We start from the raw sequence: 12,976 nt of genomic DNA on the forward strand, positions 1-12,976 counted from the left end.
AACAAGTTGATGATGAAGCCCAACCATTCCCCCGAATTCCGGGTCTGACCATCCAGCGGTGAACCAGAACCGCTTGTTGACGGACCATCAGGGAAACCAGGGAAGACAGGGAGTTCGGGGGACGCATGCACATCTCTTTCCTCATACACAACGCGTACGGGATCGGGGGGACGATCCGCACGACGTACAACCTTGCGAACACCCTGGCCGAACAGCACGACGTCGAGATCGTCTCCGTCTTCCGCCACCGCGACGAGCCCGTCTTCTCCGTCGACCCGAAGGTACGGCTGCGCGCCCTCGTCGACATACGGGAGGGCGGCGCCGACAAGGACCACGCCGACCTGCAGCGCCCCGCCAAGGTCTTCCCGCGTGCCGAGGGCCGTTACGAGCAGTACAGCGCCCTGACCGACCGGCGCATCGCCGAGCACCTCGCCGCGGTCGACGCCGACGTCCTGGTCGGCACCCGGCCCGGGCTGAACGTGCACATGGCCCGGCAGACCCGCCGCGGCCCGATCCGCGTCGGCCAGGAGCACCTCACGCTCGACAGCCACTCCCCGGCCCTGCGCGCCACCCTGCGCGGCGTGTACCCGCGGCTCGACGCGCTCACCACCACCACCGAGGCCGACGCCCGCTCGTACGGCTCGAAGATGCGGCTGCCCGGCGTCCGCCTGCAGGCCGTGCCCAACCCGGTGCCCGCGCCGGGCATCGACCCGGCCGAGGGGACCGGCAAGTGGGTCGTGGCCGCCGGCCGGCTCGCGCCGGTCAAGCGCTACGACCTGCTCGTCAAGGCCTTCGACAAGGTGCGGGAAGAGCGGCCCGACTGGCGTCTGCGCATCTACGGCGGCGGCAAGCAGAAGGACAAACTGCGCGCCCTCATCGACAAGTTGGGCCTCTACAACCACGTCTACCTGATGGGTCCCGCCAACCCGATCGAGCCCGAGTGGGCCAAGGGCTCCATCGCCGCCGTCACCTCCAGCATGGAGTCGTTCGGCATGACGATCGTCGAGGCCATGCGCTGCGGCCTTCCGGTGGTCTCCACCAACTGCCCGCACGGCCCCGGCGAGATCATCGACGACGGCGTCGACGGCCGCCTGGTCAAGGTCGGCAGCGTCAAGGCCATCGCCGGCGGTCTCCTCGAGCTCATCAACGACGACGACAAGCGGCAGCGGATGGCGGCCGCCGCGCTCAAGGACTCCGAGCGCTTCGACCCGACCCGCATCGCCGAACGCTACGAGACGCTCTTCTCCGACCTGATCGCCCGTGGCGGCGCCTCACCGGTGGGCCGTATGCGCGGCTCGCTCCACCGGACCCGGGGCGCGCTCCTCGGCGGCGCGTATGCCGTTCGGGACGCCGGACGTTCCGTCTTCAAGAAGGGGCGCACCGCATCATGACGCTGGCTCAGCAGCAGCCCACGCACCGCAACGACGGGGAGGACAGGGCGACGGCCCCGCGCGCCGACTGTGTCGCCGACTCCACGGGCGGCCTGACCTTCGACATCGCCGACCGCGGCGAGTCCGGCCCCGCCCATCTGCTCCTTTACCTCCGGGGCACCGAGGACGAGGTGCGCCTGCCGCTCACCCCGGTCGCGGGCGGCCGGTTGCGGGCCGCGCTGCCCGTTGGCGTGGACCTCCCCGAGGGCCGCTGGGACGCCTACCTCCAGGTGGCGGGCGGTGAACCCCGCCGGCTCGCCCCCGGCCTCAACGACCTGCGTTCCCTCGTCGACCGCACGCCCACGCCCTCCGCCGACCGCGTCGCCGTCCGTATCCCGTACAGCACCAAGTACGGCAACCTCTCCGTCCGCGGCTGGGAGCGTTCCCCGCACGCCGAGGCCGGCGAACTCCACATCGGCACCGACGAGCTGACCGTGACCGCCAGGGCGTACGGCTGTGAGCCGGCCCCGGACGCGTACGCCGAACTCACCGACCGGGCGGAGAACGTCCCCCTCGTACGGGCCGAACTCACCTCGGAGGAGGGCACCTTCCGCTTCACGGTGTCCTACGGCGCCCTGCGGCCCGGCACCTGGGATCTGTGGCTGCGCCCGGAGGGGGAGGCGGGGCCGCGCGTGCGGATCGCGCGGTTGCTGGACGACGTCGTCGACAAGAACCCGGTCTTCGTCTATCCGACGGTCCGCGTCGAGACGGAGCACGGCCCCGTGACGGCCCAGCCCCACTACACGGGCGACAACGACCTGTCCGTCACGGTCACCGCGGTGGGCTGAGGAAGGCAGGGCGGTTGGGGACATTCCCGGTCCTCAACCGCCGTTTCAGGACTCCTCGGGACCGCCTGTCGGCCGCTCCTGGCCGAAACGCGGGTGGGGGGTGCGCTCCTGGCCCTCGCGGGTCTGGGGCGGTGTGATCGCCGCGAACTTCGGATGGTGCAGGTCGAACGCCGGGGACTCCGAGCGGATCCGGGGCAGCGTCACGAAGTTGTGCCGGGGCGGCGGACACGAGGTCGCCCACTCCAGCGACCGGCCGTAGCCCCAGGGGTCGTCGACGTCGACCTTCACGCCGTACCGGGAGGTCCTCCAGACGTTGTAGAGGAAGGGCAGCGTCGACAGACCCAGCAGGAACGAGCCGATCGTCGAGACCGTGTTGAGCGCGGTGAAGCCGTCGGCGGCCAGATAGTCCGCGTACCGCCGTGGCATCCCCTCGGCGCCCAGCCAGTGCTGCACCAGGAACGTGGTGTGGAAGCCGACGAAGAGCGTCCAGAACTGGATCTTGCCGAGCCGTTCGTCGAGCAGCTTCCCCGTGAACTTCGGCCACCAGAAGAAGAACCCCGCGAACGTCGCGAAGACCACCGTGCCGAAGACGACGTAGTGGAAGTGCGCCACCACGAAGTACGAGTCCGTGACGTGGAAGTCCATCGGCGGCGAGGCCAGGATCACCCCGGTCAGTCCGCCCAGCAGGAACGACACCAGGAAGCCGGTCGCCCACAGCATCGGTGTCTCGAAGGACAGCGAGCCCTTCAGCATCGTCCCCGTCCAGTTGAAGAACTTCACGCCCGTCGGCACGGCGATCAGGAAGCTCATGAACGAGAAGAACGGCAGCAGGACGGCACCGGTCGCGAACATGTGGTGTGCCCACACGACCATCGAGAGCCCGGTGATCGCCATCGTCGCCGCGATCAGTGTCAGATAGCCGAAGATCGGCTTCCGGCTGAAGACCGGGATGATCTCCGTGATGATCCCGAAGAACGGCAGCGCGATGATGTACACCTCGGGATGCCCGAAGAACCAGAACAGGTGCTGCCACAGCAGCGCGCCGCCGTTGGCCGCGTCGAAGATGTGCGAGCCGAACCGGCGGTCCGACTCCAGGCAGAGCAGCGCGGCCGCGAGCACCGGGAACGCCATCAGGATCATGATCGAGGTGAACAGCGTGTTCCAGGTGAAGATCGGCAGCCGGAACATCGTCATGCCGGGCGCGCGCATCCCGATGATGGTGGCGAGGAAGTTGACCGCGCCGAGGATCGTGCCGAAGCCGGCCAGCGCGAGCCCCATGATCCACATGTCGGCGCCGATGCCCGGCGACCGGTCCAGGCTGTTGAGCGGCGCGTAGGCGAACCAGCCGAAGGCGGCCGGCCCCGAGGACACCAGCAGCGAGCCCAGCACGATCAGACCGCCGAACAGGAACAGCCAGTACGACAGCATGTTCAGCCGGGGGAAGGCGACATCGGGCGAGCCGATCTGCAGCGGCATGATCTCGTTGGCGAACCCGGCGAAGGTCGGCGTCGCGAAGAGCAGCAGCATGATCGTGCCGTGCAGCGTGAACAACTGGTTGAACTGGAAGTTGTCGACGATCTGGGTGCCCGGTCGGGCCAGTTCGGCGCGCATCACCAGCGCCATCAGGCCAGCGGCGAGGAAGAACAGGAACGAGGTGACCAGATACAGATGGCCGATCTTCTTGTGGTCCGTGGTGGTCAGCCAGTCGACCACCAGCCGCCCCCGCGGCTCGTCCCCGACAGGTCGCTTCGGCGCCTGTACGGTCTCGGTCCCCATCGCTCGCCCCTTCGCTGCCGCGTCCTGGGCCCGTGACGCACGCCATGATGCTCGCGGCCCCACCCGCTCCGACAGAGGGCATACGCCGAAAGTGTGCTGGAAATGTGCATTTCCCGTGAGCTGTCGGCTTCCGTGAGCCGTCCGGGAATCAGCGGGAAAAGACCGGACAAGCACCGGACATACGACCCCCGGCGTGCATTCCGACGGGCTATTCGCGATGGTGCCGAACCAGCCCAGAATTACGTTCGAGCGCGCGCGGAAGTCATACGGAACCCCTCGTTCGGGTGACGGCCTACTGCGCCGACGGCTGATGTCGGGGTGATCGAAACGCGTGTCGTGGTTCTGTGACAGAAGCGTGACTACGGGAGGACAACGGACCCTCCGGCCGCCTAACGTGGCCGTCATGGCACCCATTCCCAACCCGCCCGAAGAACCCCGGGACAACCCCGACGCATACGTCGGACTGGAGGCGCCGAGCGCCGAGCGCCGCGCCCGCGAGCACGGCTGGTCGACCGTCAGAAAGCTGCCGCCGGGCGCGATCATCACCATGGAGTACCGGTTCGGCCGACTGAATTTCGAGGTCGAGGACGGCCGGGTGAAGCGCGCCTGGAAGGGCTGAGGCGCTGAGACTCCGCCCGCTCATCAGCTCCCCCTCATCAGCTCCCGCTCATCAGCTCCCGCTCATCGCCTCTGGACAGAGCGAAGGCCCGGCTCGTGGCGAGCCGGGCCTTCGCCCTGCGCGGGTGGGTGTGCGTACCGGCCCCGCTGCCTCGTGTCAGCCGCCCGCGAGCGGCCGGGACGGGGTCGTGCTCCGCGAGACCCGGTCCGCGTGCGGCGGTCGGCGGGAGCCGAGCGGGGCGATCGGGGCGATCGGGGCGACCGGAGTCCGCTCCGACCTGGGCGGATGGGTTCCGTGGGCCAGGTGCAACGGCACGATCGGGGGGTGGGCGGTGCGGGCCGCGATGCCCGTGTCGCGGGGGTTCGCCGGCTCCTCGCCGGGCGCGCGCAGCGTGGACGCGCCCACGGCTGTCGGAGCCGGTGTGGCCGGTGTCGCCGGTACGGGCGTCGCACGGTGCTCGCGCCAGGAGTCCCGCAGCGAGAAGATCCAGGCCTCGGCGCGGGCGATCAGCGGCTCGAACCAGGGCAGTGCCAGCATGATCAGCAGACCCGCGGCCCAGCCCAGCAGGACGTCGCTCAGCCAGTGCGTACCGAGGTAGACCGTGGTGAGGCCGACGCCGAGCGAGATCACGGCGGACAGCGCCGACAGCCAGCGTCTGGCCCTCGGTGTCGACGCCAGGTAGGCCAGGATTCCCCAGGTCACCACGGCGTTCGCGGTGTGTCCCGAAGGAAATATGTCGCCGCCCAGCCACATCTCGTTGGAGCCGATCTCGGTCGCGTAGTGCGGCCCGAGGCGGCCCATGCCGATCTTCGCGGCGCCGACGGTGATGTTGAGCAGCAGCAGCGAGACACCGAGCGCGAGCATCGGACGCAGGGTGTGCTGCCGCCACGAGCGCCAGCCCAGCCAGGCGGCGACCATCACGGCGGTGGGACCACGCTGGCCCAGGACGACGTAGTAGTCCAGTAACGCGTGGATCTCCTGCCACTGCTGGTATGGCCGGAAGAACATGATCTGCCAGTCGAGCCGCACCAGCCACGACGTGATGACGACGGCCCACACGATGGCCGCGTAGAAGACGAGCGTGGAGGCGAACAGCACCACCCGGTGCCGGGTCATTACGGGGACATCGATGTGAGCCGGTCGTTCCGGCTCACGGTCCAGTCTGGAGAAGACCCGGTCCAGACGGGTCGGCTTTGGTTCGGTACGCACTCAATCGACGTTACAGCGAGTGAGCTCCGACGCGACGTGAATCACCGGCTTTGTGATGACGCCGTGATGTGGGATTCCTCTCAGAATGATGTTTATTTCTGTCGAATGGCGAATCGCCGTGGGGCTTGGCCTTCAATTCCATGACCCAATGCTGAGCACTTGTTTTGCGGCCCTTTTGAATTCGTTCACCGAATGCTAGCGCGGAATTACCCGCCCGCTCTCCTCCGCCGGGGGCCGGTCACGGGGGACCGGAGCCATTCAGCCAGAACGCCCCGTAGCTCGCGGAGACCACCGCCACACCGCCGAGAATCGCCGCCGACCTGCGCGTTCGTGCCCCGGCCAGCACCCGGGCGAGGGGCAGCAGGAGGGGGAAGGCGGGCATCAGCAGACGTGGTTTCGAGCCGAAGTAGCTCGACGCGCACAGCGCCAGGGCGGTGACGACCCCCGAGTACACCAGCAAGGGCAGCGGCTGACCCTGCCGTACACAGACCACATACAGCCACATGAGGAGCGCGACGCCGGTGATCAGCCCGACACCCGCGAGGGCCGACGGAAACGACGTGAACTTGTCGGCGACGAAACGCGCGAAGGCGTACCCGCCGTCGAAGCCGTTGCGCCAGCCCGCCTGGACGTCGAGATAACCGAGGGGGCCCTTGCCCGTGCGGTGCCCCACCCACAGGACGTAACCGGCGGTACCCAGGGGCGCGAGAAGCATTCCGAGGGCGCGCATCCAGAAGGACGTGCCATCTGATGCCGTCGCGCTCCGGTTCCCCGCGCAGGGTGGAGCGTCCCGCCGGTACGACACGATCGCCGCTGCCCACACCGCCGCCACCACCGCGAGCCCCACCGGACGGGTCAGCCCGGCGAGGGCGGCCAGGGTGCCCGCGGTCACCCAGCGGCCGGTCAGGACGGCGTACAGGGCCCACGCGGCCAGCGCGGTGAACAGCGACTCCGTGTACGCCATCGACTGCACGATCCCGACCGGCAGCACCGCCCACAGCAGCACGGCGCAGACTCCCGCCCGCCCGTCTCCCGCCACCACCCTTCCAAGGCCGCGCTCCGCGCCTTCTTCTTTTTGTCCGTACACATGATCGGCGACCGCGAAGATCCCCCAGGCCGCTGCCAGCGAGGCCAGCGTGCTCACGACGAGACCGGCGTGGGCGTACGACAGCGGCGTCACCGCCGACACCGCCCGCTCCAGCCACGGCAGCAGCGGGAAGAAGGCGAGGTTCGAGTGGACGTCGCCGTTCGGCAGGCGCACCTCGTAGCCGTAGCCGAGTTCCGCCACGCGTGTGTACCAGAGCGAGTCCCAGCGGGCCGACAGCAGCGTCAGGGCGCTCTTGTCGCGCGCCGCGCTCCACAGGGCCAGTACGACGAGCCCCAGGGCGCGCACGGCGGCGTACCCGAGGAGTGCGGGGGCGGCCCGGCTCAGCAGGGGTGGCGCCGGGCGCGTAGCAAGATCGGTCACGCGCTCGATTATCGGCGGAGCCAGGAACCGGGCCGGACGCGCGTACGTGATGGTCGGTGATGGACCGTGACGGAAGGGCCACGCACGAGTGATGAAGGAGTCATGGAGGAGCCGTGGACGGGCGGCGGCGTGGCGTACACCACATGCCGTATGAAGCTTTCATGAGACGCCCGCCACGCTTCACCGGCCGGAACTCGCGTACGCTGACCGCTCACTCGCCTTTCCTTGCGCGGGTCCGGGACACCGCTCCTCCCGGGCCGAGGCCGCGGGGAGTCCCCACCCCGCCGGTTCCGCCGAAACGCGAGAGCATCTGGGAGGTACGTACATGTCCGGGACGACCACGGCCGCTACGCGATGCCGTCGGGAGGCCGGGGCCGGTGCAAACCGCTGGGTCGTCCTCGTCGTCCTCTGCGTCAGCCTGCTGCTGGTCGCCGTCGACGCCACCGTCCTGCATGTGGCGGTGCCCGCCGTCACCGAGGACATCAAGCCCGGCGCCATCGAGCTGCTCTGGATCGTCGACGTCTACCCGCTCGTCTGCGCCTCGCTGCTGATCCTCTTCGGCACGCTGGGCGACCGTGTCGGCCGCAGACGGATCCTGCTGCTCGGGTACGCCCTCTTCGGCGTCGCCTCCGGGCTCGCGGCCTTCGCCGAGAACCCCCAGCTCCTGATCGTGGCCCGGGCCCTGCTCGGCGTCGGCGGCGCGATGATCATGCCTGCGACGCTGTCGATCCTGCGCCAGGTGTTCCCCGACCGGCGTGAGCGGGCGCTCGCCATCGGCGTCTGGAGCGCCGTCGCCGCCGTCGGCGCGGCCGTCGGCCCGCTGCTCGGCGGATTCCTGCTGGAGCACTTCTGGTGGGGCTCGGTCTTTCTCGTCAACATCCCGCTGATGCTCGTCAGCCTCCCGGTCGGGCGACTTCTGCTGCCCGAGTCGACGGGCGATCGCGACGGTCCCTGGGACGTGGTCGGCGCGCTCATGGCCGCCGCCGGTCTCTTCGGCATCGTCCTCGGCGTGAAGCGGCTCGGCAGCGGCCACCCGTCGTTCGCCCCAGGCACCGTGCTGGCCCTGCTGCTGGGCGGCGCCCTGCTGGCCGCGTTCGTACGACGCCAGCGGCGGCGGGCGAATCCGCTGGTGGACCTGCGGATGTTCGCACGCCCCGCGTTCAGCACCTCGGTCGGCTGCATCGTGCTGGCGATGCTCGCGCTGGTGGGGCTCGAACTGATCGCGGCGCAGTACCTGCAACTCGTCCTCGGGCTGTCCCCGCTGGAGACGGGCCTGCGGCTGCTGCCGCTGACCATCGCCGCGATGGCCGCCGGGCTCGTCGGCTCCCACCTGCTGAACCGCTTCGGGCCGCGCCGCATGGTGTCGCTCGGCTTCTGCCTCACCGCTTTGGCGGTCGTGCTGCTCACGGCCATGGGGCGCCACGACAACGCGGGGCTGCTGCTCGCCGGGTTCGTCCTGCTGGGGTTCGGCCTGGAGACGACGCTCTTCGGTGCGTACGAGTCGATGCTGAGCGAGGCGCCGGCGTCCTCGGCCGGTGGGGCGGCCGCGATCGGCGAGACGTCCTACCAGCTGGGCGCGGGGATCGGTATCGCGCTCCTCGGCAGCGTCATGAACGCGGCGTACGCGCCCGGGCTGTCCTCGGTGCCGGGCGTTCCCGCCTCGGCGTCCAACGCGGCCGGGCATTCGCTGGGCGAGGCGTACGAGGTGGCGGGGCGGCTGGGGGGTTCCTCGGGTGAGGCCCTGCGGCACGCCGCCCGTGACTCGTTCGTGCATGGGCTGCATGTGACGTTGCTGGTGAGTGCGGGGTTGTTGGTGATGGGGGCGGTGATGGCGCTGCGGCTGCCTCGGGCGATGGAGTGTGGGACCTCCGCGGATGTGCCGGGACCTCGGGAGGCGACGGCCGCGCCGGCTGTAGGTGCGGAGTCGGTTCGCTGAGTGGTGTGGGGCGCCCGGCGCCGGGGCTGAGCTCGGGGCGGGGTTTCGCTCACCGGCGCTTGCCGGGTGCCGCTGCGCCCACCCTCCCCCACTCTCGGCTTCTCCCCCACTCTCGGCTCCGCTCGAGCGGGAGGTGCCCCCATGAGCGGGAGGTGCCCCCATCGCCCCAGCGGCACGATTGCCCACAGCTGAGCGTGGCGATAACGTCGACGTCGAATCGTAACTAGCGTTGCTAGTTTTCGTGAGCCGGAGGCTGCCATGAGTTTCGACCCTACCGACCCGCTCGGCCTCGATGATCTGCTGGAGCCGGAAGACCTCGCCGTCCGTGACACCGTGCGGAGTTGGGCGGCGGATCGGGTGCTGCCGAATGTCGCCGAGTGGTACGAGACGGGGGAGTTGCCCGGGATCCGGGAGCTCGCGCGGGAGTTGGGGGCCATCGGGGCGCTGGGGATGTCGCTCAGCGGGTACGGGTGTGCCGGGGCCGGCGCCGTGCAGTACGGGCTCGCGTGTCTCGAACTCGAAGCCGCCGACTCGGGGATCCGGTCGCTCGTTTCCGTGCAGGGCTCCCTCGCCATGTACGCCATTCACCGGTTCGGGAGCGAGGCGCAGAAGCAGGAGTGGTTGCCGCGCATGGCCGCCGGTGAGGTCATTGGGTGCTTCGGGCTCACCGAACCCGACCACGGGTCCGACCCGGCGTCGATGCGGACGTACGCCGAGCGCGACGGCGGGGACTGGGTGCTCAACGGGCGGAAGATGTGGATCACCAACGGGTCCGTCGCCGGGGTCGCCGTCGTGTGGGCGCGGACCGACGACGGCATCCGGGGGTTCGTCGTGCCGACCGACAGCCCCGGGTTCGCGGCGCCGGAGATCAAGCACAAGTGGTCCCTGCGCGCCTCCGTCACCAGCGAACTCGTCATGGACGACGTACGGTTGCCCGCCGATGCCGTACTGCCGGAGGTCACCGGGCTGAAGGGGCCGCTGAGTTGTCTCTCTCACGCCCGCTACGGGATCGTGTGGGGGTCGATGGGAGCGGCGCGCACCTGCTTCGAGACCGCCGTCGAATACGCCAGGACCCGGGAGCAGTTCGGCAGGCCGATCGGTGGATTCCAGCTCACCCAGGCCAAACTCGCCGACATGGCGGTCGAGTTGCACAAGGGGATTCTGCTCGCCCACCATCTGGGGCGGCGCATGGACGCGGGACGACTCCGTCCCGAGCAGATCAGCTTCGGCAAGCTGAACAACGTACGAGAGGCGATCGAGATCTGCCGTACCGCCCGCACGATCCTCGGCGCGAACGGGATCTCACTCGAGTACCCCGTGATGCGGCACGCGACGAACCTGGAGTCCGTGCTCACCTACGAGGGCACCGTCGAAATGCACCAACTGGTGCTGGGCAAGGCGCTCACCGGTCTCGACGCCTTCCGGTGACCACGAACATGTTCGACGAGTGACGTCGTGAACCTGGTGAACACCGGGAGGCGGGCGGGTGAGCCGCCCTGCCTCAGCTCTGGTTGAAGAAGCCGTCGGCCTGACGGCCCGCGGCCTCGCCGCTGACGATCTCCGTGTCGGCGGGTGTCAGCAGGAACACACGGTTGGACACCCGCTCGATGGATCCGCGCAGACCGAAGATCAGGCCGGCCGCGAAGTCGACGACACGCTTGGCGTCGGCGGGCTCCATGTTCGTGAGGTTCATGATGACCGGGACGCCGTCCCGGAAGAGCTCGCCGATGTGCCGGGCGTCGCGGAAGCTGTCCGGCGTGACCGTGCCGATCCGGCGGCCCTGCTCCTGCGCGGACTCGGACGCGACCTTCACGCGGGGGTCGGTGACCCAGGCCTCGCCGGACGAGGACTCCCGCTCATCGGCGTAGTCGTCGTCGTAGTAACGCTCGTCATCGTTGTCGTCGACGAGGCCAAGCCAGGCACTCGCCTTGCGCACCGATCCCATGGACGCCTCCTCTCACAGCGGTCTTTGTCTCTTTCCGCATCCCTATCGTCGTCCATGATGCGGATGTCTCGCCAAGTGGATAGACGCCGCACGGGGGTTTCGTGACGGTACTGGTGCAGAACGAATTCGTCGAGAGTCCGTGTGCCCCAAGGGCTGTGCCGTACACGTCCGCTGACTAGGAGTGAAATAATATTGTTCACGGCGTTTGGGTGAGTGTCGGGCGTCCGGGTGAACGTCCGGCGTTACGATGCGGCCACAGCCGCGCGTGCTTGCGCGGCGGACACGGGGGAGTGTCGTTGTTCGGAGTAGTGAGGCCTTGCAGCCATCGACTCGGTGAGGGGCTGCGGGCGCAGTGGGTAGCACATCTGTGCGGGCTCTGTCTCGCGCTGCGCGGGGACCATGGGCAGTTCGCCCGGGTCGTGACCAACTATGACGGCCTGCTCGTCTCCGTTCTGACGGAGGCTCAGGCCGAGCGGACCACGGGGTGGCGGCGGACCGCCGGGCCCTGTCCGCTGCGCGGGATGCGCACCGCGTCCGTCGCGCGGGGCGAGGGCGCGCGGCTCGCCGCCGCCGTCTCGCTGGTGCTCGCCTCGGCCAAGGTGCGCGACCACGTGGCCGACGGGGACGGACTGCTCGCCCGGGGGCTGGTGGCGCCGACCGCGCGCCGGGTCGCGGCGAGTTGGGGGCGCGCGGGCGCTCGTACGGGATCGGATGTCGGGTTCGACACGGCGGTGCTGGTCGACGCGGTGGACCGGCAGCTGGGTATCGAGGCGCTCGCCGGCCCGGGGACGCCGCTGCTGACCGTCACCGAGCCGACCGAGACCGCGACCGCCGCCGCCTTCGCGCATACGGCGGTGCTGGCCGGACGCCCCGGCAACGCCGGACCGCTCGCCGAGGCCGGCCGGCTCTTCGGCCGGCTCGCCCATCTGCTGGACGCGGTGGAGGACCAGGCCGCCGACGCCACCGCAGGCGCGTGGAACCTTCTGACTACGACCGGGACCTCCCTGGCCGAGGCCCGGCGGCTCGCCGACGACGCCCTGCACGGGATCCGGCTCGCGCTGCGCGAGGTCGAGTTCGTGGACGGCAAGCTGGCCCATCTGCTCCTCGCGCACGAACTGCGGCGCTCGGTGGACAGGACCTTCGGGACGGTGCCGGTGTGCGCGTCCCATCAGCACGGCGGGCCGCCGCAGCAGGGCGATCCGTATGCGGGTGGCGGGAATCCGTACGCCGGAGGTGGCGGAAACCCGTACGCCGGGGGCGGTGGGGCGTACGGCGGTGGCGGGTCCGGCGGTGGCGGATCCGGCGGTGGCGGGTCCGGCGGTTTCGGTGGGGTGCCGTCTCCGCAGCCGCCGCAGCGGCGGGGGTTCTGGGCGGGCTGCGGGATGTTCTCGCTGCTGTGCTGCACCTGCCAGTTGTGCTGCGCCGAGGAGTACGAAGGCCCGTGGTCCCGGAAGCGGCGCGAGGGCTGTTGTCGGGACTGTGACTGCGACTGCTGTGAGGGGTGCGACTGCTGTGGCTGCGACTGCAACTGCTGAAGCGTCGGCCGGATCGCCCCGTCGCCCCCGGCTTGTGGACCGTCCGGTGGGGAGACTTCCGGACATCGCCGGGCAGTAGGCGAAGTATCCGACGGTGCTGTCGGCGGCCGACGCGAAGGGCGGACGGCCGTCGGCGGGGAGCCGGCGTTCGGCCTGGACAGGTCGGCGGCGGCCGACGCCGAGAACGCCCTCGGGATTCACACAGAACCCGCACATACCCCCTGATGGGATCAACCGCCCTGGGTGGCACGCCGGTTGGATTTCGTGCGA

10 protein-coding genes are annotated in these 12,976 nt (G+C 69.8%); 6 read left to right on the top strand and 4 right to left on the bottom strand.

Annotated elements, in window-relative coordinates; translation table 11 throughout:
• The first annotated feature begins 125 nt into the window (after window positions 1-125).
• Both CES90_RS36070 and CES90_RS36075 read left to right on the top strand, forming a co-directional pair.
• Window positions 126-1,391, top strand: coding sequence for a glycosyltransferase family 4 protein (locus CES90_RS36070; protein ID WP_189787573.1), 1,266 nt, complete (start codon window positions 126-128; stop codon window positions 1,389-1,391).
• A complete protein-coding gene (locus tag CES90_RS36075) occupies window positions 1,388-2,218 on the top strand; it encodes a hypothetical protein (protein ID WP_189787572.1) in 831 nt (276 codons plus the stop codon). The genes CES90_RS36070 and CES90_RS36075 overlap by 4 nt, the downstream gene beginning before the upstream one ends.
• A 45-nt stretch (window positions 2,219-2,263) precedes the next feature.
• Here CES90_RS36075 and ctaD read toward each other — a convergent pair whose 3' ends face one another.
• Complete coding sequence (gene ctaD, locus CES90_RS36080) at window positions 2,264-3,994, bottom strand: aa3-type cytochrome oxidase subunit I (RefSeq protein WP_189787571.1); 1,731 nt, start codon at window positions 3,992-3,994, stop codon at window positions 2,264-2,266.
• 403 nt (window positions 3,995-4,397) lie between these two features.
• On the opposite strand from ctaD, the gene CES90_RS36085 reads away from it, so the two are divergent.
• A complete protein-coding gene (locus CES90_RS36085; RefSeq protein WP_189787570.1) occupies window positions 4,398-4,613 on the top strand; it encodes an I78 family peptidase inhibitor in 216 nt (71 codons plus the stop codon).
• 156 nt (window positions 4,614-4,769) lie between these two features.
• Here the strand turns inward: CES90_RS36085 and CES90_RS36090 are convergent, their stop codons facing one another.
• Entirely contained in the window at window positions 4,770-5,822 is a 1,053-nt protein-coding gene (locus CES90_RS36090; protein ID WP_189787569.1) for a phosphatase PAP2 family protein, read from the bottom strand.
• Window positions 5,823-6,060: 238 nt separating this feature from the next.
• A complete protein-coding gene (locus CES90_RS36095; protein WP_189787568.1) occupies window positions 6,061-7,290 on the bottom strand; it encodes a mannosyltransferase family protein in 1,230 nt (409 codons plus the stop codon).
• Window positions 7,291-7,615: 325 nt separating this feature from the next.
• Here CES90_RS36095 and CES90_RS36100 point away from each other — a divergent pair, with 325 nt between their 5' ends.
• Window positions 7,616-9,226 (top strand): MFS transporter, encoded by a 1,611-nt coding sequence (locus tag CES90_RS36100; RefSeq protein WP_189787567.1) that lies wholly within the window; start codon window positions 7,616-7,618, stop codon window positions 9,224-9,226.
• Between the two features lie 258 nt (window positions 9,227-9,484).
• Entirely contained in the window at window positions 9,485-10,654 is a 1,170-nt protein-coding gene (locus CES90_RS36105) for an acyl-CoA dehydrogenase family protein (RefSeq protein WP_189787566.1), read from the top strand.
• Between the two features lie 73 nt (window positions 10,655-10,727).
• Here the strand turns inward: CES90_RS36105 and CES90_RS36110 are convergent, their stop codons facing one another.
• Window positions 10,728-11,171, bottom strand: a complete 444-nt coding sequence (locus tag CES90_RS36110) for a cell division protein SepF (RefSeq protein ID WP_189787565.1) — start codon at window positions 11,169-11,171, stop codon at window positions 10,728-10,730.
• Window positions 11,172-11,467: 296 nt separating this feature from the next.
• Between CES90_RS36110 and CES90_RS36115 the strand changes: the two genes are divergently transcribed.
• On the top strand, window positions 11,468-12,706 hold the full coding sequence (locus CES90_RS36115; RefSeq protein WP_189787564.1) for a DUF5685 family protein: 1,239 nt from the start codon (window positions 11,468-11,470) through the stop codon (window positions 12,704-12,706).
• The last annotated feature ends 270 nt before the right edge of the window (window positions 12,707-12,976 follow it).

This window comes from Streptomyces capitiformicae (genome assembly GCF_002214185.1).
Classification (GTDB): domain Bacteria; phylum Actinomycetota; class Actinomycetes; order Streptomycetales; family Streptomycetaceae; genus Streptomyces; species Streptomyces capitiformicae.

Bases quoted from the DNA above. Each gene is read 5' to 3' on its own strand.
- CES90_RS36070 (WP_189787573.1), top strand. From the start codon at position 126: ATGCACATCTCTTTCCTCATACACAACGCGTACGGGATCGGGGGGACG.
- CES90_RS36075 (WP_189787572.1), top strand. From the start codon at position 1,388: ATGACGCTGGCTCAGCAGCAGCCCACGCACCGCAACGACGGGGAGGAC.
- ctaD (WP_189787571.1), bottom strand. From the start codon at position 3,994: ATGGGGACCGAGACCGTACAGGCGCCGAAGCGACCTGTCGGGGACGAG.
- CES90_RS36085 (WP_189787570.1), top strand. From the start codon at position 4,398: ATGGCACCCATTCCCAACCCGCCCGAAGAACCCCGGGACAACCCCGAC.
- CES90_RS36100 (WP_189787567.1), top strand. From the start codon at position 7,616: ATGTCCGGGACGACCACGGCCGCTACGCGATGCCGTCGGGAGGCCGGG.
- CES90_RS36105 (WP_189787566.1), top strand. From the start codon at position 9,485: ATGAGTTTCGACCCTACCGACCCGCTCGGCCTCGATGATCTGCTGGAG.
- CES90_RS36110 (WP_189787565.1), bottom strand. From the start codon at position 11,171: ATGGGATCGGTGCGCAAGGCGAGTGCCTGGCTTGGCCTCGTCGACGAC.